At 68.4% G+C, this 25,230-nt stretch carries 16 protein-coding genes; 4 read left to right on the top strand and 12 right to left on the bottom strand.

From position 1 onward, the window contains the following. The first annotated feature begins 155 nt into the window (after nt 1-155). Both KF709_05720 and KF709_05715 read left to right on the top strand, forming a co-directional pair. On the top strand, nt 156-731 hold the full coding sequence (locus tag KF709_05720) for a hypothetical protein (protein ID MBX3173889.1): 576 nt from the start codon (nt 156-158) through the stop codon (nt 729-731). A gap of 302 nt (nt 732-1,033) precedes the next feature. Then, nucleotides 1,034-1,786, top strand: a complete 753-nt coding sequence (locus tag KF709_05715) for an SGNH/GDSL hydrolase family protein (GenBank protein MBX3173888.1) — start codon at nt 1,034-1,036, stop codon at nt 1,784-1,786. 71 nt (nt 1,787-1,857) lie between these two features. Here KF709_05715 and KF709_05710 read toward each other — a convergent pair whose 3' ends face one another. Continuing rightward, complete coding sequence (locus KF709_05710; protein MBX3173887.1) at nt 1,858-3,060, bottom strand: glycosyltransferase; 1,203 nt, start codon at nt 3,058-3,060, stop codon at nt 1,858-1,860. 131 nt (nt 3,061-3,191) lie between these two features. Here KF709_05710 and KF709_05705 point away from each other — a divergent pair, with 131 nt between their 5' ends. After that, on the top strand, nt 3,192-3,908 hold the full coding sequence (locus KF709_05705; protein MBX3173886.1) for a 4'-phosphopantetheinyl transferase superfamily protein: 717 nt from the start codon (nt 3,192-3,194) through the stop codon (nt 3,906-3,908). A gap of 43 nt (nt 3,909-3,951) precedes the next feature. On the opposite strand, the gene KF709_05700 is transcribed toward KF709_05705, so the two are convergent. The 8 genes from KF709_05700 to KF709_05665 form a co-directional block, all read right to left on the bottom strand. Then, nucleotides 3,952-4,764, bottom strand: coding sequence for a hypothetical protein (locus KF709_05700; protein MBX3173885.1), 813 nt, complete (start codon nt 4,762-4,764; stop codon nt 3,952-3,954). A 65-nt stretch (nt 4,765-4,829) separates the two neighbouring features. After that, on the bottom strand, nt 4,830-11,054 hold the full coding sequence (locus KF709_05695; GenBank protein ID MBX3173884.1) for an Ig-like domain-containing protein: 6,225 nt from the start codon (nt 11,052-11,054) through the stop codon (nt 4,830-4,832). Nucleotides 11,055-11,179: 125 nt separating this feature from the next. Beyond that, nucleotides 11,180-16,477, bottom strand: coding sequence for a hypothetical protein (locus KF709_05690; protein MBX3173883.1), 5,298 nt, complete (start codon nt 16,475-16,477; stop codon nt 11,180-11,182). Nucleotides 16,478-16,544: 67 nt separating this feature from the next. Continuing rightward, on the bottom strand, nt 16,545-16,946 hold the full coding sequence (locus tag KF709_05685; GenBank protein ID MBX3173882.1) for a hypothetical protein: 402 nt from the start codon (nt 16,944-16,946) through the stop codon (nt 16,545-16,547). 106 nt (nt 16,947-17,052) lie between these two features. Continuing rightward, entirely contained in the window at nt 17,053-18,699 is a 1,647-nt protein-coding gene (locus KF709_05680; protein ID MBX3173881.1) for a M20/M25/M40 family metallo-hydrolase, read from the bottom strand. 35 nt (nt 18,700-18,734) lie between these two features. Continuing rightward, nucleotides 18,735-19,976 carry an ABC transporter permease gene (locus KF709_05675; protein ID MBX3173880.1) on the bottom strand — a complete coding sequence of 414 codons (1,242 nt, stop codon included), beginning with the start codon at nt 19,974-19,976 and terminating at the stop codon, nt 18,735-18,737. After that, a complete protein-coding gene (locus KF709_05670; protein ID MBX3173879.1) occupies nt 19,976-20,587 on the bottom strand; it encodes an ATP-binding cassette domain-containing protein in 612 nt (203 codons plus the stop codon). The genes KF709_05675 and KF709_05670 overlap by 1 nt, the downstream gene beginning before the upstream one ends. A gap of 104 nt (nt 20,588-20,691) precedes the next feature. Next, a complete protein-coding gene (locus KF709_05665; protein MBX3173878.1) occupies nt 20,692-21,156 on the bottom strand; it encodes a DUF3299 domain-containing protein in 465 nt (154 codons plus the stop codon). 240 nt (nt 21,157-21,396) lie between these two features. Here KF709_05665 and KF709_05660 point away from each other — a divergent pair, with 240 nt between their 5' ends. Then, the gene (locus tag KF709_05660) at nt 21,397-21,867 is read left to right on the top strand and encodes a GreA/GreB family elongation factor (protein ID MBX3173877.1); all 471 of its coding nucleotides are present in this window, start codon (nt 21,397-21,399) and stop codon (nt 21,865-21,867) included. Between the two features lie 23 nt (nt 21,868-21,890). Here KF709_05660 and KF709_05655 read toward each other — a convergent pair whose 3' ends face one another. Genes KF709_05655 through KF709_05645 form a run of 3 tightly spaced genes read right to left on the bottom strand, consistent with a single transcriptional unit; the run spans nt 21,891 to nt 25,214 of the window. Then, a complete protein-coding gene (locus tag KF709_05655; GenBank protein ID MBX3173876.1) occupies nt 21,891-22,403 on the bottom strand; it encodes a TlpA family protein disulfide reductase in 513 nt (170 codons plus the stop codon). Between the two features lie 29 nt (nt 22,404-22,432). Next, nucleotides 22,433-23,677, bottom strand: coding sequence for an exo-alpha-sialidase (locus tag KF709_05650; protein MBX3173875.1), 1,245 nt, complete (start codon nt 23,675-23,677; stop codon nt 22,433-22,435). Between the two features lie 10 nt (nt 23,678-23,687). Then, nucleotides 23,688-25,214: a glycerol-3-phosphate dehydrogenase/oxidase gene (locus tag KF709_05645; protein ID MBX3173874.1), complete on the bottom strand. Its 1,527-nt coding sequence runs from the start codon at nt 25,212-25,214 to the stop codon at nt 23,688-23,690. Between the last annotated feature and the right edge of the window lie 16 nt (nt 25,215-25,230).

The following is a 25,230-nucleotide window of genomic DNA, read 5'->3' as shown; positions in this document are numbered from 1 at the left end:
TGGGCGCCGGCATCTTGCATCGGGTGGGCCCATCGCGAGTCTCCGTAGAGCTGGCGAGGGCATTCGCCGAGAGTGGGCACGCGTGCCTGCGATTTGACCTCTCCGGCATCGGCGACAGTGGTCCGCCCGCCGGAGGAGGCCTCGAGACATCCGTGATGGCAGACGTGGCGGCGGCGATCGAGGCGGCGGCCACGCACGGTGAGAACGCGGGAGGGCACGTTGCGCTAGTTGGCTTCTGCTCGGGGGCCGACAACGCGCTTTACGTGGGGTCGGCCGATCCTCGCGTGTCGCGCTTGTTGCTGTTCGACCCGGCGTTGCCGCGCACGCGAGGGTTCTACCGGCGCGAGCTCTGGCGCATGCTGACCACGATACGAGGGCTCGCGCACCTGCTCTCGGCGGGTCCCTTGCGCGTTCGGCTGCGCCGCTGGGCTGCCCGCCGCAACCTGGAACGCCGTCCGCCGGGCTACTACGGCCTGCTGGTGTCGCGGGGCCAGGAGATGGACTACCGGGCCTTGCAGGTCGTCCAGCGCGGCGGCTTGCTGGAGTTGGTGTTCTCGGTCGGCGTGCAGTACTACTGCAACGCGCCGCGGCAGATTCCCGAGGCGCTGCCGCGTACCAGCGTCTCGAAGCGCCTGCACTGGACCTGGGCCCCGCACCTGGATCACGTGCTTGGCTCGCGCGCGCAGGTCCAGTGGTTTGTCCAGCACGCCATCGATTGGTTACGCCGCTAGACGTGTTGCCCGCGCGATGGCGATGCCCGCGAGTGGCCGGCATCCTACTGGTATCGCTCATGGCATGCTCAGCCGGACAGGACTCGAAGGACGCGCGCCCTCGCATTCGACTTGCGGTGCTTGGCAACTCGGACAGCCACGCCTACCACGACTCCCTCGCGTTTCCCATTGGCGGTCCGGAGCGAGGTGGCGCCTCTCGCTCGAGCAGCCTGCAATGGACCGAGGTCCTACAACGCCTCCGGCCTGACAAACTGGACCAGGGGGAATGGGGAGCCCGTGGCGTCCACCCGCGAGTGGCCCGGGTGGCGTCCTGGTTCGGTGTGGTGCTGCGGTCTCCTCGCAAGCAGGACTTCGCGTACAACGTGGCCTTCTCCGGCCACCGTTGCGCGCACCTGACGCTCCCTCGGGGGCAGGTCACGCAACTTGAGGATGAACTGCGTCGCGATCCAAGCGCCTGGTCCGAAAGCGTTGCCGTCATCCGGATCGGCATCAACGACCTCGGCACGCAGTCGCGGCTGCGGCTCGTCGCCAATGCAGACTCGAATCCCGAGGCAGCCCGTGCGCTCCAGGAGTGCCTACGGGACATTGCGGTTGCCGTCGATCGCCTACACGCCACGGTGCCGACGCTTCGCGTGGTGCTTGCGGGCATCGCCGACAACACCGGATGGCCGCCACTGCACGGGGCGTTTCAGTCGGAGGTGGAAATCCTTCGCCTGGAGCGCTACCACGACGCGTTCGACGACGGCCTTCGCGACATCGCAGCGCAGCGTTCCCGCGTGGCCTTCCTCGATGAACGCGCGCTGTTTCGACGGTACTGGGGCAGTCGCTCGGCGACTGGCGTCCCGGAATACCGCTCGGTCCATATCGGAGGCCTGTCCGTCACGCCCACACAGGGCGACGGCATCGAACACATGACGCTGGCGGACGGTCACGCGGGAACGGTCGCGAACACGCTTTGGGCGAAGACGCTCGTCGACGTGCTCATCGACAGCCTCGACGTCGAGATGCCGCGCGTTACGGTCGCGGAGTTAGAGGCATTCCTGCGTGGACTCTAACGTCGGCCTGGGTGCGAGCCGCACATCGTGCGGGCGCCGCGTCGCGCGCGCCCGGCGTCTGAAGTGTGCGACTAGCGCTGCATGGCGCGCGGGGTCGGCTCCCAGACCGGCGCGCGCTGGTCGGTCAGGGCGCGCCACCAGGCGACAATGCCCGCGACGTTGCCGGTGACGAAATACGCCGCCGCCGCGAGCAGGCGCGGTGGCTTGCCGCTCGTTGGCCACCACCACCCAGCGGCCGCGAGCGCGAGGCACGCGATCTCTCCGCCGAGCACCGCTAGCGCCAAAGCGGCCCACGGGGCGCCGTCGCGGAAGCCCACATAGCCCAGAAGTGGGACGGCGATCGCAATGGCCAACAGGCACCAGGGGACGAGCCAGCGCACGAGCTTGTGCGAGAGCAACATCCAGGCAAACGCGCCGTATCGCCACGGGTCCATCAGCTGCGCGTGATAGAAGAGAGTCTGGATGCCGCGGCTCATCGTGCGGATCTTCCGCCGATACTCCACCTGCATGCTGGCTGCGCGTGGCACGAAGCACAGGGCGTCGTCGACGCTGACCGCTCGATAGCCATTTAGCCGCGCCCACAACGCGGACGAAAAGTCCCGGCTGAGATGGCCGGGTAGCACGCGTCGGTGGAGCTCGGTTCGCGCCGCGTAGAGACATCCAGACGAGCCAATGATGCCGTCCACCTCGGTTTCGAGCCCGCGCACCCACATCTCGTAGCCCACGTACGCGGCCTCGCTGGCGTGCCCCTGCGCGCCAACCGACGCAATCGAAATGTCGCGTGCGGACGCAACGCCGACGGTCTCGTCGCCGAGCGCGGCAACCAGTGCCTTTACCGCTCCGGGGTGTACCGTCACCGACGCATCCGTGTTCACGACGATCTCGCCCTGCATCGCCGACATCGCACGGTTTTCGACCTCGGTCTTGCCCAGCCTCCCCTCGAGGCGAAGCAACTCGACACCCTGACCGCCGTAGCTACGTACGAGGTCGTCGGTGCCGTCCGTGGAGCCGTCGGACACCACCAGGATGCGGCGGCGATCCGCCGGATAGTCGACGGCGACCAAGGCCTCGAGCACGGGTCGCAGCGTATGCTCGGCGTTGTAGGCTGGCAGCGTGATGGTGACCTGTGGCCACTGCGTCGGTGGCTGCCGGTGAACCGCTCTGCGGGAGGAGAGCTTCGCGACGGCGACAAGCATCGCGGGATAGCCGAAATAGGCGTAGACGCCGATTGCTGCGGCCAGCATCACGACCGTCGCCAGGACCGCGGCAATCAAAAGGAAGCTCCTTCGAGGCGCCCGCGAGCGCTGGCATGACCGTAGGTTCGCATCTGGAGCGGCAGTATATCGTCCGCCCACGGGTGCGGCAACGCGCACGCGCGCGGAATCCGCGTACGTTCCATTTCTCTATGTCCGTCACCGTTTGGCGCATCGCCCTCGACCGGCAGCTCCCACAGCGTCTGCCCCTCTCCCCAGACGAGGCGGAGATCGCCGCGCGCTTCCGCTTCCCGCGTCACGGCGACCGCTATCGCGTCGCGCACTGGGGCTTGCGCGAAATCCTCGCCGCGGCGACGGGTCAACCCGCAGACGCCCTCGCGTTCAGCCGGGACGATCGCGGGAAGCCGCAGTTCGCCCGCGGGGACGGCCCTGCCTTTAATCTCTCGCACGCCGAGGACCTGGCTCTCGTGGCCGTCGCCGACCGCCTTCCGGCGCCGGGAACTCCAGTCGCGACGGGGCGCGGTGTCCCGCACGTGTCAGTCGGTGTGGATGTCGATTGCCAACGTGCGGTTCCCGAGATGATGGCGGTCGCGAACTCGCATTTTGCGGTGGAGGAACGCGAGGCGCTGCGGGCGACACCTGACGACGAACGACTGACGACCTTCTACCGGATCTGGACCCGCAAGGAGGCCTTCGTGAAGGCGACTGGCAGCGGGGTGGGGCCCGCACTGGCGCGCTTCGCCGTCACCGCCGCCGCACGCGATGCCCGCATCCTTCGCGCCGACGACTACCCCGAGGCGGCCAGCGACTGGACACTCAAACACATCGCACTCGGGGCTCCGTACGTGGGTGCCGTCGTGGTGACAGCGCCGCAGGTTTCCGTCGAGCTCAGAGACTGGGTGCCCTGAGTTCGGCCGCTCGCGACCGTAGCAAGCGGGCCAGGGCCTCGCCCTAGCCGTTCGACTCGTCGGTGCGGCTCAGCAGCCTGCCAATCCACGAACTCCGCGCCGCGGGTGGCAGCGGTGACACTGGCTCCGGGCTCTCTCCCGCCAGCATCCGCGCCGGATTCTCCTCCGACATCCGCAGCGCCTGCGCGGCACCGCCCCACTCCCGCAGGTTCGCCAGTGCCTTTGCCACGCCGGGGATTCCCCGCGCGTGATAGTCACTCGAGAGATACTCGCCCCATCCTAGCTCCAACAGCCGTCGCGCCACGCGCGCCGGCTGCTCCCCGTGCCGCCCGATCAACGACGTGGCGTTGAGCTGGAAGTACGCGCCGGCATCCCTCAATCGTCGCAGCCGTTCGAGGCCGGCGTCGAGATTTCGATACCGCTCCGGATGCGCCACAATCGGCTGCCAACCGCGATCCACAAGATTGTGAATCGCGATCTCTGCGTTCGGCGGCAGCCGCAGCGACGGGAACTCGCAGAGTACGAACCGCCCGCCGTCGAGCCTGATGCGAGGGTCCGAGAGGTCGGCGTCCGGCTCGTCCAGCATCACCTCGCAGCCACGGTGGAGCTGCGGGAGTCCGTCGGCGTTCTCGACTGCCGCGCAAAGCGCCGTCCAGCTCCGGTCGAATTCGCCGAGCCGAGCAGCGAGAGCGGTGCTGTTGCGCGTCAGCGATGCATCGAAGTGCGGGGTGAGCACACAGTTGACAACGCCCTGCTCCGCGAACGCGCGGAGCGCCGTCAGCGACTGGTCGATCGAAGTCGACCCGTCATCGACGGAGGGAATCACGTGGCTGTGGAAGTCGACGATGCCCGGCACTAGCGGAGCGTAACGGTCGGTCGGGTGCGAGGCCAGTCCGGGACAGTGCGGAGGCTGCGCGTGCCCTAGGGACTGACCACGACGTTCGAGTTGTACGTCGCGTAGTTGGCCGCCGAGATCGAGACGTTCGCTGTCCCGCCTCCGGGCAGCCTCTTCACCCAGAAGCTCACGCTGATTCCGTCCGCCGGCACCACCACACTCGCCACGGTCGCCCCACCGACCGCAAACTGCACGTTCCCCGTCGCCGCGAGCGTGAACGTCGTTGCCTCCGACACGCGGCGAATCGATGCGTCGGGCGCCCGCGTGTACAGCGTCACCTGCACGGAATCCGTCGCCAGCGTGGTCGGCCAGTTCGTGATGCCATCCACCCGTCCAAGCCCGACGTTCACGCCCGCCGGCGGACTGTCCACGAAGCCGGCGGCCGAAGCCCGCAGCGTATCCGCCCCGGCGGTCCCACCGCCAATCCGGACGTACCGGTAGTAGGTGCCGGCGTTGATGGTCGTCGTGTCGGCCACGACGCTGCGCCCGGTCGCGCGCGACAGGTTCGCGACGACCGCCGCTACCTGGTTGTCCTGTGTGTAGACGTAGTAGTCGTCCGTATACTGGCCGATGCCGACCGACATACTGCCGCCCCAGCTGAACTGCAGCGAGGGAAGCGTGACAGAGACGTTCACCGTGCCGGTGTTGTAGCGGTACCCTTCGCTTCGCGGGTCGGTGGCGCTGAGCTGTGTGGTGCCGGGGGTGAGTGGGCGGAAGCGCGCCGTGCTGTGCTGCGAGGCACCGGCGGGGATGGTCACCGTCGCCGAATCGATCGTGCCGACGGCGGTGCTGGACGATGCGAGATTCACGACCACCGCCTCGTTCGTCGGGTGTTGCGTCCCGGCGGCGTCGGTGGCGTAGACGTTCACGACCTGCAGGCCCTGCGTCGTGCGCACGGTGGTCGCCGTCGTGACGACGAATCGTGGCGCCGTGACTTCCTGGTTCACCGTCGCCGGTGAGTAGCCAGCGGCCGTGGCCTGGATCTGCACGGTGCCGACCACGTCGTGCGCGGTCACGTTGAAGTACGCGTAGTACGTGCCGACCGGGATGGTCACCGTTGCGGGCACGGTGGCCACCGACGGGTCGCTGCTGGCCAGATTCACCACCAATGGCTGGCCCGTGACGTTGTTCTGCACGTACACATAGGCGTTGCCGCCGCCACTGTTCTGGCGCATGCCGAGCTGCGGGCTGCTGTTCACGAGGAACAGCGAGGGCCCAGTCACGGTGACGGTGTTGGTCTGTCCGCCGACGTAACCGGCGCCGAGTGAATCACTGACCGTGATGAAGCCGCTGCCGGGACCGACGAAGGCCACCTGCGGATTCACGGACGTGATGCCGGGCAGGATCCGGTATGACGGTAGCACGGGCTGCAGGACGCCCGGTGCGCTCGAGACCACGCTCACCACAACCGTGTCGAGGCTGGGATGCGAGGTGCCAAGCGAGTCGACGATGGTCACGCCGAAGCCCGAGACCGGGTCCGTGGTGGTGCGCGTCGCGGGCAGCGAGCCGATGGAGAACCGCGTGGATGACACGTGGATGACCGCCGTGTCCGGCCGGTAGCCCGGCGCGCTGGCCACGATGGTGTCCACGCCGAACGCGAGGCCATCCGCCGCGAAGTAGCGGTAGTAGATCCCCGTCGGGATGCTGGGCGTCGTGGTGCTGAGCGCGACCGCGGTCGGATTCGTGTGCGTCAGCGTGACGGGCAACGTATCCGTCACGTTGTTCGGCACATGCACGTAGATGGAACTCGGCCCGCTGCTCTGGCGCCGGCCGAGCACGTAGGTGTTGAAGCTCAGCGAGAGCTGCGGGTCCTGCACCGTGTACGACACGGAGTCCACCCCGTGCCCCGCTGCGGAGACGCGAATCCAGGCCGTTCCTGGCCCCACGATCGTCACCGTCGCAGCATTGCTGCTGCTGGCGCCCGCTCCCACGGTCACGCTGTCCGTCACGCGGAGCACGGTCGTGTCGGACGAGGACAGGGCGACGCCGAGCGGCGCGATTCGCGGGTATGCGTTGCCGGCGGAGTCGCGGACAATCACGGTGGTGCCAAAGGGCGGCGCGAAGTTGTTCAACGTGCCGCCGCCCGTGATGTCGATGCGCGGCGTCGAGACGACAAACGTGGCGGTGTCAGGCTCGTGCCCGAGGGCACTCGCATAGAATGTCGCACTGCCCGGCGCCAATCCGTCGGCATTGAAGTAGACGTAGTAGGTGCCGGCCGGGATGATGACCGAGTCCGGAATCTGCACCGTGCTCGGCGACGTGTTCGTCAGGTGCACCACGAGCGGCTGTGCGGTGTTGTTCGGGACGTACACGTACGAGCCTGTGTTGCGCTGGCCGGCGCCCACCTGCGAACTCGTATAGCTGAACGAGAGCTTCGGCCCCTGCACGGTGATCAGGATCGAATCCGGCCGGACGCCCGACGCAGTCGTCCGGATCCACGCCGACCCGATAGCGCCAGCCATCGTGTACTGGATCGAGAAGTTGCCGTTGGCGCCGGCGGGCACCGTCGCCGTTGACGAGGCGAGCCGCACGACGTTCGTATCGGACGATGCGATCTGCACCACCAGCGGCGTCGTGCGGTTGTAGGCACCGCCCACCGAGTCTCGCACGGTGATGCTGAAGTTCTGCGGGGGCGATGTCGTCTGGCGCGTCGCATCGCAGCAGGCATCGAGCGACAGCGTCGTCACGAACACGCGCACGCTGTCGCTGGTGAAGCCGGGCGCGGAACTGTGCAACCACACGTCGCCGGTGCCCACCGCCGTCATGCTGAAGTACGCGTAGTAGATGCCGGCCGGAATCGTGGTGTTGTTGACGCGGAGCACGGTGGTGTCGCTCGACGTCAACGAGATGGGGATAGGCTGCGACGCGTTGGCCCCGACATAGACGTAGAGGTCCGCGCGCTGTGTGTTGACGCCCATCACGTGCGTGGTGCCGATGAGGTCCAGCACGGCCGGCGATACGGTGACCGTCGCCGACTGCCCATTCACGCCGGTTGCCACGGGCGTGATGGTGGAGCTGCCGCCGCTGAGTCCGCGGATCACCACGTTCACCGACAGCTGCCCCTGCGGAATGAACGCGGGGTTCGGCGACACCTCGGTGATGCCAGGCGTCCCGTAGCTGTAGGTGACGAACGTGCCGCCGGCCGGCGCCGGGTCGGAGAGCAGCACCTGCGTCGCAAGCTCGTTGGTCGCCAGGATCGAGTACGACGTCGTGCTGAAGCGCACGTTGGCCTGCACCGCCAGCGTCGCGGTATCGCCGGCATAACCGGCCGCGCTGCCATCGACCGCGAAGACCTGCGTGCTGCCGGCATTGCGGCCATTCAGCGTGGCATTGCCACTCGTCGCGCCCGTGGGGATGGTGATGCTCGCGGTCGAGAAGTACGCGAAGGTGTCGGCGACCGCGAGCTCAACCGTGAGCGGGCTTGTGTGAGGACGGCTGAGATAGATCGGGATGCTCTGGCTCGCCGAGCGGCCAATCGCCAGCGAGTCGCGCCCGAAGGAAATCACGGCCGGCACCGCGCCGCCCACGGTGATGGTCACGGTGTCCGCGAGGACGGTGTCCACGTTTGCCGTGATGAGCGCCGTACCGTTGGCCACACCCGTCACCAGTCCGCTCGAGGCATTCACGGTGGCGATAGCCGTCGTGAGCGACGTGAACGTCACCCCCGAGATCGACGGCAGGTTGAAGCCGTCCGGATCGAGGCCGCGCGCCGTCAACAGCGTGTTGCCCGTCGGCGCGATGCTCGCCGCGTCCGGCGAGAGATCGATGTCCGCGAGCACTTGTTGCACCCGCAGCGATGCGGCGCCAGTGACGCCCTGGGCGCTTGCGCGGATCGCCGTGATGCCGTTGGCCTGTGCGCGCGCGCGCACGGTCTCGCTCCCCGTGGAATCCACCGCCGCGACCGACGGGTTTGACGACACCCAGGTGAAGGCGATGCCCGTCATCGGGGCGTCGAGGGTGTCATAGGCAACGGCGCGGTAGCTGCGCGGCCGCTGCAGCGCGACGAGCGTGAACGTGTCCGTCACACTGAAGCCGATGGAGTCACGGATCACGGCGATCCGCGTGATCGGCGTGACGACCGTAACGGCGGACACGCCGGTTACCGCGCCGGCCGTCGCTTGAATCTGCGTACCGCCGAGCCCCACGGTGCTGACCAGCCCCGTAGAGTCCACGAGCGCGACGGACAGGTTCTGCGAGTTCCAGGTGAATGCCGGCTGAGTCAGCATCGGCACGCCAAGCCCGTCCACGGCCTGCGCCGCGAACTGGAAGGTGGTGCCGAGATAGAGTTGTCGAGAAGCCGGTGTGACGACGATCGATGCCAGCAGCTGCTGCACCACGATCAGCGTCGAGTCGCGCGTCCCGCCGCTCTCGATAGCGTGCAACCAGGCGGATCCGTCGGCGACAGCCGTCACGAGACCGGTGCTGTCGACAGTGGCGACCGCCGGATTGCCGCTTACGAACGTGAACGTCCCGCTCACCACGTTGGTGAACAGATCGCGCGCGGTCGCGGTCAGCAGCGTGGTCTCGCCGATTGAATGCAGCGTATCGGCCCCTAGTGCGACCTCGGTACTCGCCACCGTGCTGTCGCCGAGGTTGGCGGACACCAACAGGGGCGGCACGTCGAAGCCGGGCACCGTCAGCTCTAGCAGCTGCGGCGTGGTTTCCGCGCCAAGCGTCCAGCGGAAGGCTACGCGGCCCGTAGAGTCTGAGTTGACGCTGGCTGGCGACACGGAACCGAACGAACCGCCACCCGGCACCACGGCGACACCCGGCACACCGTTGCCGAACTCGTCAAGGAGATGCGCCACGATCGAATCGGGCAACACGGAGCTCGGCGGCGCGTTCTGTGCGCCGCCGGACAGCAGGAGAAGGCCGAACGGCGCGCCCGGCGCGATCGAGATTGGCGCCGCTGTCACGGGAAGCACGCCCACACCCGCGAACATGAGTGTGTATGTGCCTCGCAGCGTGAGCGCGAGGGAGTCGAAGGTCGCGATGCCGCCCACGGCCTGGACGCGGCGGATGCCCAGAAGCGACGCTTCGCCCGGTCCGGAGAATACCGAGACCTCGACGCTATCGGCGTAGTCGGTGACCAGGACATCCTGCGCGTCGCGAACCTCGACGAAGATGTCGGCGAGCAGCGTGCCCGCGACGCCGGACTGCGGCGGCGTCGCGAGTACCAGCGAGGGCAGCGTGGCGGCTTCGGCGGTCGCGTTGATGGTCGCCGTCGCCGTCGTGCCGGCAATCGACGCGGTCAACGTCTGCGTGCCCACGCTCGCCCCGAGCGTCCAGCGGAGGCCCACGTACCCCAGCGAGTCGGACAGTGCCGAGTCGGCCGAGATGAGACCACCGCCAGTCGTGGCGGCGAAGCGCACCCACACGTTGGCCATCGCCAGGCCATCCGTCGCCAGCACACGCAGACGGATCGAATCCGGCAGGATCGCGGCAATGGATGCTGTCTGGCCGCCGCCCGACACGAGCTGCAGTGAGCCCGCACGAGGGGCGATGTTGAGCCAAGCCGTGTCGGCGCCGCCGCCCGCGGCGAGCGCGACGCGCACGCGCGCCCAGCCGCGGCTCGGCAGCGTGCTTCCGCTGCCCAGCCCGACGGAATCCAGCCGCGCCATCGTGGTGTTCAGGGACGACCACACCAGCGGCGCCAGCGGCACCGGGTTCATCTGGGCGTCGTAGGCCGTCGCGGTCAAGGCAAACGGGTCACCGGAGACCAACGCGGTGGTGTCGGGCGCGATGACCACGCTGGTCGCCTCGGAACCCAGGCCCGTGTACACCAGCGGGACGCTGGCTGGCGGCGGCGCCTGAACTCCACTGATGGTCGGTCGCGCGATGACGCTCACGGGTCCGCCGGCAAACACCGTGTCACCGGCGGCGTTGATGTAGCGCAGGAAGAGCGACAGTGGTTCCCCCTCGGGACCCACGCCGCTCGAAAGCGGCACGTCGAAGCTCGCCGGGATCTCCGTGGCGTTGGCGGGGAACTGCACGATGCGCTCGAGTGCCACGGCGCCATCCATCCGCCGGAAGATCACGCGCACGCGGTTGAACGCGATGACGCTTCCCGCGCCGTCCTCCAGCGACGCCATTTCACCTGGATACTCGGCGACGAACGAGAGTCCGCGCGCGAAGCGTGTTCCGTTCGGGCCGGTGATCTCACGGCCGCAGGACAGCGTCGAGAGCACGAACGCCCCGGCGACCGCCGCGAGTCGCGGCAGGGAGAGGCCAAGGAGGCGTGGGCGTCGCATAGGGACGCTTTGATGCTACGGGGTTGTCACGTGGCGCAACAGGGCGGGGGGCTCAGTCGCGGTGTGACCTACGTCATCTTTCGCCCGACGCGATAGCGGCCGCGCCCAGGGTCACGTGGCTATGGCTAGGGTGCCGGCGACACCGTGACGACGCGCTGGCCGTTCGTGACCTGAAGGAATCCCGGCGCCGTGGCGCTGACCGTAGTAGTGCCCGCCGTAAGGAATCGGAAGGCAACGCCGCCCGCCGCGACGCTGGTCGGTGACTGGTTGGCGTCGGCTGCGATCACCACCGCAACCGAGCCGGCACCAAGTGGCACCAAGGTAGTGACGAGGTCGCCGATGGTTGGCTCGCTACTGGAGACCGTCACCGTAAGGCTCTGCCCCGCTCGGATGCTTTGCAGCGACTGGATGTCGGTCTGCGTCGCGTTGGGCACGCCAATGGAAACCGTGAAGGGGTCGTCGATGCTCACCCCGGCGGTGCCGGTGGCCACGAGGGTGGTGTTCACTCGGATAGCCGGCGTGTGCACGTCAATCGGGGTCGTCCCGTCAAGGAAGCCGGTCGTGCTGGCCGTAACCGTGACGCTGCCGGTCGCGCCCTCGACGCCGGCAATGTAGTAGGAGAAACCCGAGGTTCCTGGGCTGATGGTGATCAGGATCGAGTCCGTTGCCGCAGTAGTGCGATTGGGCTGGAAAAGTGCGACCGCCGGGTTCGATGACCGCAGCACGAGGACGCGGCCGCCGTGGTTCGTGGTGTTCAGGCTGCCGCTCAGGGCAAGCTGCAGTCCCGAGCCCACGCCAATGCCGTTGGTGGAGAGGTTGATCTGTGGCGCGACGACGTTCACGGTTACGCTCGACGTCGCGATCGTGCGGAACCCAGCGATGCTGGCCGAGACCACGGTGGTGCCGGTGGTCAGCGGGTCGAACTCGACGCCACCCAGCGCCGCCGATGCCGGCGTCTGGCTGGCGCGCGCCGCAAGCACCACGAGCACGGAGTCACCCGTGCCGGTCTCGGTGATCAAGCGCCCGACGGTCCCGAGGCTGGAGCGCACGACAATGGGCGCACCAGGGCTACCGACGCGCAGCTCGTCCACCGAATTGAGCCCGCCCGTCGGACTCAGCGGCGTCCCGACGCGGACCGCAAACGGGTCATTGACGTCGAGCGAGGTTGGACCCGTCGCCAGCGAGACCACCTCGACCACCGGCTGGAGCACGCGCAGCGTCGAGGTGCGTCCCGTGAATCCTGGGGCCGTGGCCTGCAGCGTGATGGTACTGTCAAGCGTGCCCTCGAGCGCCTGGACCACGAACGGGCGATTGTTGACCCCTGGCGGGAATACGATGACGAGCGTGTCGGCGCCCAGTGTGGCGTCGTCGGGCGCGACGAGCGCGATGCCCACCTGGTCCGTCGTCAGCGTGACCCGAACGGTGTCGGTCGGTGGCTGAGACAGGGTGACGGTCCCCGGCCGCTGCAGGCCGGCACCGACGTTGATGTTCGACAGCGAGTTGATGCTCGGTTGCGTGATGTTGATGTTCTGGGTCGGGGCGGTGGAGCGCATCCCCTGCGCATTGGCCCGCACGGTCGCCGTGCCCTCGCCAAGGAAGCGGAAGGCCACACCGCCGCTTGCGACCTGCGCCGGCGTCGCGTTGACGCCCTGGCCGAGCACGAATCGCGTGGAGTCGCTGCTGCCCTCGGTGCGCACGAGGTCGCCCAGCGCTGGGGTGTCATTGATGACGTCCACGACCAGCGGCGGCGCACCAGGACGCAGCGCGTCGAGGCTCGAGAGTCCGCCGATCGAGGTGTTGGGCGTGCCGAACCGCACGGTGAACGCGTCGTCCGGCGACAAGGTTGTCGCGGAGGTGACCAACCCGGAGATCTCGAACACCGGTTGGAAGATCTGCACCGCGGACGTACGCTGCGTGAAGCCCGGTGAGGTGGCGGTCAGCGTGAGCGTCGTGTCGGCGAAGCCCTCCAAGGCGTTCACCCAGAAGTTCACGGCCGTCACTCCCACCGGGATGGTGACCGTGATGGTGTCGCTGCCGATGTCGCTGCTGTTGGCCGCGAGCAGCGCGACGCCGGGTTGGTCGAAGCTGAGCTGCACGTCCACCGGCACCGTGGAGCCGTTGGTCACACCGACCGTGCCCGCGCGTTGCAGGCCGGCACCGAGGTTCATCGTGGTCAGGGTCGTGACGACGGGCTGCGTGATGGCAACGTTGATCAAGACATTGTTGGCAGCGCGATACACGTTGTTGCTCGCCCGCACGGTGGCCGTCCCGGCGGCGAGGGCGCGGAACGCGATGCCACCCGCCGCGACAGTTGACGGACTGAGCGCCTCACCCGGCGGCAGCACCATGTCCGTCGAGTCCGACAACCCTTCGGTGCGCACGAAGGTGCCGAGACCGGGCGTGTCATTCACCACGCTGATTCGGATGGTGTCGCCGCCCGCCCGGATTTCATCGACGGAGGAGAGGTTGCCCGCGGGATCCGTCGGCGTGCCGACCCGAACCTGGAAGACATCGTCGATGCTCAGCGTCGTGGCCGAGCCGTTCAAGCCGATGATCTGGTAGACCGGCTGCCACACGCGCACAGCGATGCTATCAGTCAGGAACCCAGGCGCAGAGGCAAACACGTTGACGGTGTCGCTGGTGACCCCTTCGACGCCCTGGATCACGAAGCCGACGGTCGTTGCGCCCACCGCCACGGGCAGGTCGATGAACTCGGTCCCCGGTATGTCAACGTCCGGCGACACCAGCGCGACCGCCGGATCCGCCGACTGGATTCGCACGGTGGTGCCTCCGTGGTTGCTGGCGCCCAGCGTGAGGGTGGAGCCACGCTGCAATCCAGAGCCGATGTTGAACGTCGTCAGCAGGTTCGCCACCGGGGTCGCCGCCGTATTCACCGTCGCGCTGTCTGGCGTGAAGCCGGCAGGGCCGGTCGCCCGCAGGAAGGTGCTGCAGGGCGTGGCGGCACTGCCGCCGTAGTTCACCGGTACCGTCGTCTGCGTGAGGCCCTGCGCGATGAACACCGACGCCGGGACGCCGACGCAAGCGGGGTTGTCCGCGCTCAGCGCCACCGTGATGCCACCAGGCGGCGCTGCCACGGCCGACGCCCCACTGACCAGACGCACCGTCGCCGTAGTACCGAAGCTGGCGTTGATGGAGTACGTGGTGGCCGTGAGATCCACGCCTGCCGTGACGCTCGCCGCAGTCTCGTCCTGCGCGTAGTTCGGATTGGTGGCCGTCAACGTCGCGGCGCCAAGTGCGAGGCCTTCGATGTTCACATTCACGCTGGTCTGGCCCGCCGGGATGAACACCGTGTCCAGCACAGGCTGCAGTATCCCCGGATTGCTCGATGTGACCGCCACGTTCACACCACCTGCCGGCGCGGGTGCCGAGAGCGACACCGGTAGCGACGCCGTCTGCGCCAGCGGCACATTCAACGTCGGCGGCAGGGTGATCAGGTTCAGCGACACCGGCACCACCAGAGTGTCGCTCGTGTAGCCCGTCGCTACCGCGCGCAGCACACCGTTGCCGACCGCGACGCCGTTGACCTCAATCGGCAGTTCCGTCTGGCCCGCCTGGAACGCCAGCACATTGCCCTCGACAAACGTGAGGTACTGCGTGCTGTCGCTCGTAAGCGTGACGAGGAAGTCGTTGACCGGCGCCGGTTGCAGCAGGCGCACGCGGATGGTCCCCGTGCGGCCCACGCCGACGACACTGGACCCGACGACGTTCATCACGATCTCGGGCGGCGGATTCTCCGCTGTTGCGGTCAGCGTGATGTTTGATGCGCCCTCGACGCCGACATCCAGCGTGTTCTCGCCGGCTGTTGGACCCAGCGTCCAGGTGCCAATGGTCGCACGGCCCGTGCTGTCCGTCACCGTGCCGCTGCCCACGACCGATCCGCCACCGGTGGCGACCGAGTACCCGACGGGAACGCCAGGCACCACGTTCCCGACCGCATCACGCACCTCGACGATGATCGGCGTCGGCAACGGATCGTTGGTGTAGCCCGTCTGCCCGTCGCCCTGAATGACGAGGATGGTGTCGGGCATCCCCGCCACGACCACGAGCGGCGCCAGCGTGTCCGGCGTGAGTCCCGCTGCAACCGCGCGCACGAGATAGCTACCGATCAGCGTTCCGCTGACGGCGTTGAACGTTGCGACACCCGTGTCGGCCACGACGGCCAGCGTGCCCGTCAAGATCCCCTCCGGCGGCCCACCGATGAGTTCGAGGGTCACCGTGCCAGTGAACGCCGCGTCACGCACACCCAAGGCGTCGACCGCAAACACTATCGGCGCCGGGACGACATTGACGCCAGAGAACACCGTGTCGGGCGCCGGGGGCTGGAACTCGAGCCGCACCGCGCTGCTGGTCGGCGTCGCGGCGGTCGCCGTCACGACGAGATTCGGCAGTCCCTGATAGCTGAACGTCAGGCTCTGCGCGCCGGTCGCGGCGCCGAGCGTCCACGGGATCGTGACGACGCCGGCGCTGTCCGTGACGACGCTGCTGTCGGGAACGCTGCCGCCATTGCCCGGCAGCACGGCGAGTTCCTGGCCGGCGATGCCCAGTCCATCGGTCGCCGTGAGCCGGACGCGGATCGGGGTTGCGAGCGGCGCACTGGTGGCGCCAGTCTGCGCGCCGCCCTCGAGGAGCGTCAGTGCCTGCGGGCGCGGCGTGATCACCAGCACCGCGGTGTCAGCCGCGACGCCCGTTACCAAACTGGCGCGCACCAGTACCGTGCCGCGCGTGGCGGCGGCCGTGCCCGTGCCCGCCGAGGGATCGCTGAGCGGCGCGCGCGTGGGGTCGAGCGAGAACCAGAGGATCGGTGCCGCGGGAACCGCCGCACCTTGGGCGTCCTGCGCCTCCGCGCTGAATCCAAAGGGCGCGCCTGCCTCGACCGTAACCGTGTCCGGGCTGACAGCGATGCTCGTGGCGGTCGCTCCGGGTCCCGTGTACGTCAGTGGAACGACCGTCGGTTCCGGCGGCGTCGCGCGCCCGGGGACTGCCAGCACCGGAGACGGGCCACCGGCAAAGACCGTGTCGCCGGCGGCGTTCACGTAGCGGAGGAATAGATCCAGCTCCTCACCTGTGCTGGTCGACTCGCCGGACAGCGGCACGTCAAAACTCGCCGTTACCTGCGTCGCGTTGGACGGAAAGTTCACCGTGCGGACCAAGGCCACCGATCCATCGAGGCGGCGGAAGATGACCCGCACCTTCTCGAAGTCGACGACCGCGCCCGATCCCGTCTCCACCGACGCGAAGAGCCCCGGAAACTCCGCGACGAAGCTGAGATTGCGCGCATAGCGCACCCCGTTGGCTGGGCCGGTGATCTCACGGCCGCAGCTGAGCAGGGAGGCGAAAGCCACGAAGCCCGCCGCAACGAGGCGGCGGGCGTGGCCAAGTCGGCCCAAGAGTCCGCGCTTCACCCTACGATAGTAGGTCTAGGACCATCCGCCGAACAGGGAGTGCAGCGCCTTCGAAGCGTGATTTCGGTCACGATTGTCGGTCGGGGTCCACCGTACGCCGCCGGAAGGCCAGCCATCCGGCGGCGCTCAGCACCGCGAGCACCGCCAATGCCACGAGACAGGCACGCTGTCGCGTTGTGAGCGAGAGCGGCGCAACGAGCCATTGGGCCATCACGACGCCGACGAGCCCAATGGCGATGTCGAGCAGGCGATTCTCCCAGGACTCGCGCACTCCCGCCACGAACTCCGCCACTTCCCAGGCCAGCATCAGCGCGATCGCCACCGCGACCACGCGTGGCGTCGTGAGGTTCCAGACAACGTTCGTCGTGGCACCGGTGAACCCAGCCACGAGGTGCACGAGCATCCAGAGGTCAAAGAACCGTCCCTCGCGCCAGGAGAGGCTGATGGCGGGGCGACGAGGGGAGGACATGTGCGAAGCCTAATGTGATGTAGGGTGGAGGAGGAAAGAGAACGGCGATGCGGACGCAGGGTCCCCACCGCCGTTCATCCTTCAACCTCCTTCCTTCAGCGGTCGGCTACCGCACCGCCCCTTCTGAACTCCGCCTCGCCGGCGTGCAATCCCGCCACTGCCCCGGCTGCCCGTTCGGCGTCGGCGGCAACGGCCCGACCTCGCGCGGCATCCGCTGCGGATCCTCGCTCGCGAGGTACGCCAGCATCGCCGTCAGCGTCGCGTTGTTCTTGAGGTCCGACTCCACAACCTTGTCATACGTGTCGCGGTCCGTGTGCCAGGTCGTGAACGAGTAGTCCCACGACAGCGCGCCGAGGTTGAAGGCCGGCGTCTTGTGGCAGACGAAGCTCGCGTGGTCCGTGCCGCCGGTGGACTGCGGGCCGGTCGGTGAGAAGCGGATCCAGCGCGTGAGCTCGTTGGGGATCTCGTGCAGGTACGACTCCAAGCGAACCGCAGCACCCGGGAAGGGTCCGGCCGAGAGGTTCACGATGCGGCCCGTGCCGTTGTCCTGGTTGAACAGCGCCTGCAGGCCGCTGATCACCTCGGGATGATCCTCGGTGAACGCCTTGGAGCCATTCAGCCCCTGCTCCTCACCGGCCCAGTGGCCGACGATGATCGTGCGCTTCGGGTTGGGATACACGGTCTTCAGGATGCGCAGCGCCTCGAGCATCGTGATGGTGCCGGTGCCGTTGTCCGTCGCGCCGGAGCTGGCCGAGTGCGAGTCAAAGTGCGCCGAGAGCACGACGTACTCGTTCGGCTTCTCCGAGCCCTTGATCTCGGCAATCACGTTGAACGTCGGACGCTCGCCCATCACGCGGCTGTCGGTGTAGGCGCGCACGCGCGGCTTCTGGTTGGCGCGCGACATCCGGTAGAGCAGCCCGTAGTCCTCGCAGCCGACGGCGAAGGAAGGCACGGTCTGCAGCGGCGAGCCGAAGACCTTCTGGATGCCGGGGTAGTTCGAGAACTGGAAGGTGAACACGCCCAACGCGCCGGCGTCCTTCAACTTCTGCCACACGTTGCGGCCGCCGCTCATCGCGACGTTCGTCTGCGCCCAGTCGCGCTGCATGCGCGTCTGCTCCTCGTTCACGCGCTCCGTCTCCTCCGTGGTGCCGAACTCGGCCCACTGGCCCGGCGAGCGGCAGGACAACCGCGGCGGATTCATCAGGAAGTACTTGCCCTTCACGTTCGGCAGCCAGGCGTCGAACTGCTCCGGCGTGCTCACGCCCTCCGGATACGCAATGACCTCGCCCTCGGCCGGCCGGGCCATGCCCGGGCTATACGCCAGCGCGTAGGCCTCGAGCGAGCGCACGCGCGGCGCGATGAGGTCGACGTGCGTGACGCCGCGGTTCCAGCCCAGCCAGGTACCGTAGCGCTCCTTGCGGGCGGTCACGCCCCAGGCGGCGTACTTGCCGAGAATCCAGTCCTGCGCCGCGTCCATCTGCGGCGAGGCGGTGAGGCGCTGGCCGATGGGGTCCATCAGCTCCTGCGCCAAGGCCATCGCCTGCGAACGCTCCATGCCCTCGGACCAGATGCGCTGCAGCACGGGGTTCGTGACGGGCGCGGTGCGGATGTGCGAGATGGCGCCGACGTTCGGCACCACCGGCTCGGCCATCGGGTTGCGGTCGCCAGCGGGTGGGCGGGCGGCGCCGGCACGCTGCTGCGCGGCGAGCGCCGGCGCGAGCATCGCGAGAAGAACGACTGCACGGAACTGCACGAAAGACTCCTTACGAGAGGGGTTCAACGAACTTGCTACGCCTTCACCGACAGCCCGTCGGCGAGCGACGAGCGATAGGCCTTCCACGCGGGGATAACGCCGATCAGGGCGCCCGCGCTGACCACTGCCGCCAAGAATATCCACTCGGCCTGGCCCAGCGGGCGAGTGGTCAGGGCGAGCCCGTAGCGCGCCTCGATGGGGCCGGCGGCCACGGCAATCAACCCATAGACCAGCACCACGCCCAGCGCCGCGCCCGCGGCGGAGAGCACGGCCGACTCGGACACCAGCAATGCGACGATCGTGCGCGGGCCCGCGCCGACCGCGCGCAGGATCGCCATCTCGCGGCGTCGGCCTTCGAGCGAGGCGTAGAGGGCAATGCACATCGCCATCAGGCCCACCAGCAACGTGAACAACGCCACCAGTCGCATCGCCGCCTCGGCGTTGCCGACGGTTTCCCAGAGTTGGCCGAGTGCGACGCCGGGAATGACCGCCGTCAGTGGATCGGCGCGATCCTCGTTCATCTCGCGCTGGAGGCGCAGCGTCTCGAAACGGTTCTTGGTGCCGACGAGGAATGCCGTGATCGGCGCCGGGCCCTCGGTGGCATCGGTCGGCGGGCCCATGGCCAATCCACCGCGTTCGGACTCGTCCTCGTGCATCGCCGTAAGGCCGTCGAGTGTGACGTACAGTGCGCGGTCGATCGGCGTTGACGTGCGCGCAATCACGCCGACCACGCGGAAGGGATGCACTTCGTGCTCGGCGAAGGACACCGCCGCGACGCCGTGCGCGAGCACCACCGCGGTGTCGAGTGCGTAGCCCAGTCGTGTCGCGACCTCGTAGCCGATCGCCACCTCGTCCGGCGCGACGGGTGCGCGACCGCTGGCGAACTCCACCTGCCGATCACGAAAGCGATAGCGCGCGAAGAACTCCGCCGTCGTGCCGATCACCCGGAACCCGCGATGCGAATCGCCGAGGGCGTAGGGAATCGTCCAGGCCACGGCGGGGTGAGCGGACCATCGCTCGAACGTGGACCACTGCACGCTGCCTGACGGTGCGGCCATACCGAACACCGTGCTGAGCAGCACCTGCGTGTTGCCGCCGCGCGCCCCGACGATGAGGTCCGTGCCGCGAATGGTGCCCGCGAAGCTCTCGCGTACGCCGCGGCGCAACTGCTCCATGCCCACGAGCAACATCACGGACAGCGCGATGCTCACCGTAGTGAGCGTGGTGATGACGATCCGCGCGCGCAGGGAGCGCAGCGCCAGCGAGAGCAGGAACATCAGGCGGCGCTGGCCACGGCGGCGCGGTTGATCTGTGGCAGGCTCACCGTGCGACCGAACTTCGGGGCCAGGCCGAGGTCGTGGCTGACGAAGACCAAGGTGGCTTGGCTCTCGGCGCAGGAGGCGAAGAGCAGCGAGAGGAAGCGGTCGCGCCGGTCGGCATCGAGCGCGGAGGTGGGCTCGTCGCAGACGATCAGTTCCGGGGAGCCGATCAACGCCCGTGCCACGGCGACGCGTTGCTGCTGGCCGACGGACAGTGCGGTCACGGGCTGATCGAGCAGTCCGTGCAACTCGAGACCCTCGGCGAGCCGACTCGCTTCGGCCGCAGGCTCCGCGCCCTTGAGCCGGGCGCGCCGCGCGCTGGAAAGGCGCAGAGGCAGCAGGATGTTGTCCCGCACCGAGAGGTACGGAATCAAGTTGAACATCTGAAAGACATAGCCGACGTGCGCGGCGCGAAACCGATCGCGGGCGGCACCCCGCAGCGCGCCAAGTGGTTCACCGAGGACATCGAGGCGGCCGGCGCTGGGGACCAGCACGCCGGCCAGGAGCCCGAGCAACGTTGTCTTGCCGCTGCCACTCGGCCCGTGCAGAAAGAGTCGCTCGCCGCGCATCACGAGCAACTCAGGGATGTCCAGCACGTCGGGGCCGCCGCGGTAGCGGAATCGGACGTCGCGCAGCTCGACGGCGGTGCTCGCCGTCGGCGTCGTCCGGACGCTCACTTGCCCGTATACGGACGCATGGACTGCCCTTCGATCGTGAAGCCGACGCTGCCGTAGGGGCTCTCGTAGTTCGTGATACGCAGCGTGCCGTCCAGCCACACGGCATCAAAGAGCGCGAGCTTCACCGACTTGTTGCCGTGCATCGTGACGAAGGCCATCTGATTCGGCGGCGGGGGCGGCGTGTGCACGCAGGCGCCGTAGTACGGGACCAAGAGGAACTCGGCGCCGTCTTCCACGGCATCGTCGAGCGGCACGATGAATCCAGGGACGCTCACCTTCTTGCCGTCGAGCGCCTTCAAGGTGTCCGGGGCGATGCCCTTCTCGAAGTCGAGCAGGCCGAGCAGCCGCCAGTCGACGGGAACGGCGGCAGTCTCCGGCAGTGGAACCCTGTTTTGCGCGTGGAGTGGCGCGGCGGCTGTCAGCGTGGCGAAAGCCGCGAGGATGAGGAGCGGTGTCTTCATATAGGAGCGAGTACCCGAAAGGGCCTGTGACCGGTCGAGTCAGGCCGACATAGAACAGTACGCGTCCCGGTCGGTGGATGCTGGCCGGCAGCCTTGCTGCGCCGCATTGCCGCGAGCATTGCCGCGAGCATTGCCGGAGGCTAGACTTCAGAGCATCAGGACAGGCGGCGCCCGGCCCATTCGTGGCCGGGCGTCGCGTCTTTCGTCCCCACCCGCGACACCCCAGCCGAGGAACGCCCCGTGATCGAGGCGCTCAAGCAAAAGCTCACCGACGAGGCGGAGAAGCTCCGTTTCGAACTGAACGTCACGCTGCCGAACGAGATTCGAAAGGCCGTCGAACTCGGCGACCTGCGCGAGAACTCCGAGTACAAGGCCGCGCTCGAGCGCCAGCAGTTCGTGCAGGCGCGCCTGGGGCATCTCACGCAGCGCCTGTCCAAGCTGTCGAGCATCGACGAGTCGCAGATCGCGGCCGACGCCGTCGGGATGGGGTCGAAGGTCACGGTCGAGGACCAGGACACCAAGGACCGTGAGGACTACAATCTCATCTTCGGCGACGCCGAGGACTTCGAGGACGGCCAGGTGACGATGTCGTCACCGATCGGGCGTGCGTTGCTCGGGAAGAAGGTCGGCGAGGTAGCGCTGCTCAAGCTGCCGGCGCGGACGCGCAAGCTGAAGGTCGTGAAGCTGGTGACGATTCACGAGGACGCGTGACGCGCGCGCGGCGCGCCGCGGGGCTAGTTGCCAGCCCGTGGCGCCAGCGCCGAGTCGAGGACGGCACGCAGTCCAGCGTCCGAGGCGTGCACCGCGCCCATCTTCCGCCAGCGCAGCACGCCGTTGCGGTCCACGAGGAACGTGGCCGGCACGCCGATCGCGCGGAATGTCGTTGACACCCGGTCGTCGGGGTCCAGCCAGAGCGGGTAGGTCGCGCCGAGGTCCCGGGCGAAGCCTTGGATGCGCGCCGTATCGTCGATGACATCGATGCTGACACCGGCGACGACAAGGCCGCGCGCGGCGAACTCCGCGTAGAGCGAGTCGAGCGCGGGGATCTCCTGGCGACAGGGCTTGCACCAGGTGGCCCAGATGTTGAGCAGCACGACCTCGCCACGGTGGTCGGCGAGGGTCACGGGGCTGCCGTCCATCTGCGACGCTGCGTAGGCGGGGGCCGGCTGGCCGATGGTCGCCGAGGTCGTTGCGCCATCCGCAGAGCAGGCCGCAGCGACGACAGCAGGGGCTATCGCCAGCAACACCGATAACGCCCTTTGGCGCGGCATCTCGGTCAGCGGCCCCCTCGCAGCGTGGCGATGCGTACTTCGCTGGGGCGTCCAGCCATGGTCCACGCGAAGATGAGGCCTTCGGGCGCGCGCGCCATTCGCGGGAAGCCGCTGGATCGGGCGCCGGACGATGCGCTCACTACAATCGGAGCTCCGGCGACCCCCTCGCGCGTGACGCGACGCGCCTTCACGTAGGCCGTATCGGCATTTCCACGCTCAAGCCAGCTCACTATAGCATCATCATCAAGCCACTGAAGCGCCACGCGACCTGCCGGGTTTCCCTCGTCGATGCGGACGGGAGCACCGAACGTGGCGCCCGCATCGGTCGAGAATGCCAGTTGCACCTTCGCCGTGTCCCGCGCGCCCGTGAACCAAGCCACCGCGACCGTGCGGCCGGACGCCACGATTGCCGGACCGTTCACGGGGCAGGCATTCAGCTGCCACTCGTCGGCGTGAACGCGCTGTGCAGTCGTCCAAGTGCCGTTGACCTCTCGCACGATTGAGATGTCCCGAATCTCGTCATCGCTGCGATCGCGGAAGATTACGACCGGGCCCTCGGCGGTCAGCGCCGCGCTGGTCTGACAGCAATCGCAGATGCGCGTGTCGAGCACCACCTTGCTCGCCGCGCCCATCGACGGACCCCAGAGGTTCGTGGACAACGACATCGGCGCGGCGGACTCGTGGTCGTCGTGCCCGCCACCGCTCGCCGGGAGCTGCATCGCGTTCTCGCCGCCGTCGAGGAAGAACACACGCGCGCCGCCCTCGGCGAGCGGGAGGATCGACACGAAGCCGTGCTCCGCCTCCACGCCTGCCGCGTGCGGGGTGACCGACGCCGACCAGGTCGCTCCCTCGTCGCGCGACTCGGCCATGCGCACCTCGTAGGCGTAGCGGCCCGCGCCGTTGCGCTGCAGCCAGTGCGCGACGAATCGACCGTCGGTCAGCCCGACCACCGAGGGAAAATCCGCCCAGTTCACGAACAGGTCGGAGCGGCGCAGCACCTCACGCGTCTCGCCCCAGCGCCCATCGCTGCCCCGCACGGCGAGCTTGAGCGCGTGCGTCGAGTCGTCCACGCGCTGCAGCCAGCTCAGGACGACTCGGCCGTCCTCGAGGGCAAAGAGATTGGGCTCGGCGGCGTCGACACCTGTCGGCGACTGCTCGGCAGTGATGGTCGGCGCGGGCCGCTCGCGGCCGGCACAGGCCAGCGCGAGGACGACCGTCGCGGTCGCGGCAAGCGTGCTTCGGATCGACATCCGGTGGTTCCTATGGAGTAATCGTGAAGATGCGGTCCACCGCATCGTGGTACTCGTGCACGGCGCTCCGGACTCCGGCCTCGGTCCAGCCCAGGCGCTGTCCCATCTGCGCGGCGACCCGCGCGGCCAGCGTGCGTCCCTGGTCAGGCAGCTCGAACGCCAGAAAGGTACGTCGGATCATCACGTCTGCGACCGACTCGGCGAACTCGTGCGTGACCGCGTGATCGACGTCGGCCGTGCGCCACGCGAGTTCCGGTACGAGCCGCTCGTCTTCCGGCGTGGTCGCCGCGCGCTCCCCGGGCAATGGCGCGCGAGTCGTGTCGCAGGCCCGCATCGACCGGCCCAGTGACTTGCCGATGGCGTCGACGATGTCCTGTGCCTGCTGCCGATACGTCGTCAGCTTGCCGCCGGTCGCCGTCAAGACGCCGCGCGGCGACAACTCGACCTTGTGCTCACGCGAGGCCGAAGACGGGTCGCCCCGATTGCCAGCGGCCACCAGCGGGCGGATTCCTGCCCACGCCGAGACCACATCCTCCTCAGCCAGCTTCGCGTTGGGAAAGAACCGGTTGCAGGCATTGAGCAGGTACCGAACGTCCGCGGCGGCGGCGCGCACCTCACGCGGGTGTTCCGCCGTCGGCGTGTCCGTGGTCCCGATGATTGTCAGCCCGCCGCTGCCCGGTAGCGTGAACATGACGCGACCGTCGTCGGGACTCAGCATCGTCACCGCCGACACATTGCCGACGCGCTCGGCAGGCACCGCGATGTGCACACCCTTGGTGCCGCGCACGGCCGGCCCGGCGTCGGGATTCTCGAGACGCACGATTTCGTCGGTCCAGGGGCCGGCGCAGCTCACCACCAGCTTGGCGCGGACACGGACGGTGTTGCCGCCGATCATGTCGCGGATCTCGGCGCCGTTCGCGGGACCATCGCCCTTGGCAAACGTGAGGCGCTGCACGGGCGCGTGATTGAGCACGACGGCGCCCGCCGCCGAGGCATCGAGAATGTTCGCGAGTGTCAGCCGCGTGTCGTCCGTGCCCGCGTCCCAGTAGGTGGCGCCACCGAGCAGGTCGGCGTCGGCCAGCTGCGGTTCGACGTCGAGGACGCCGGCAGCTCCGAGCCGGCGGTGGCGTCCGACATTCCGGAACATCGCGAGCGCGTCGTACGCCGTGAGCGCCGCGGCCAGCTGCCATCGCTTCACCCGGGCACCGCGGTACACCGGCCAGGTGAAGCGCAGCGGACGCACCAGGTGCGGAGCGAGTTCCAGCAGGCGGCGTCGCTCTCGACTCGACTCCCACACAAGGTGGATGTAGCCGTGCTCGAGGTATCGCACCCCACCGTGCACCAGCCGAGAGGAGCGGCTGGAGGTCCCGGCCGCGAAGTCCTCGGCCTCAACCAGCGCCACAGACAGCCCGCGCCGCGCCGCGTCGCGCGCCACGCCCGCGCCCGTGATTCCACCACCGATCACGAGCACGTCGAACTGCCGCTCGCTCAGCGAGATGAGGCGGTCGGCACGGCTGGGAGGGCGTGGGACGGACATCCGACCACGTTATCCC

Source organism: Gemmatimonadaceae bacterium (assembly GCA_019637445.1).
Taxonomy (GTDB): domain Bacteria; phylum Gemmatimonadota; class Gemmatimonadetes; order Gemmatimonadales; family Gemmatimonadaceae; genus Pseudogemmatithrix.
Note: the sequence above shows the minus strand (reverse complement) of the source record. Positions and strands in the feature narration are given on the sequence as shown.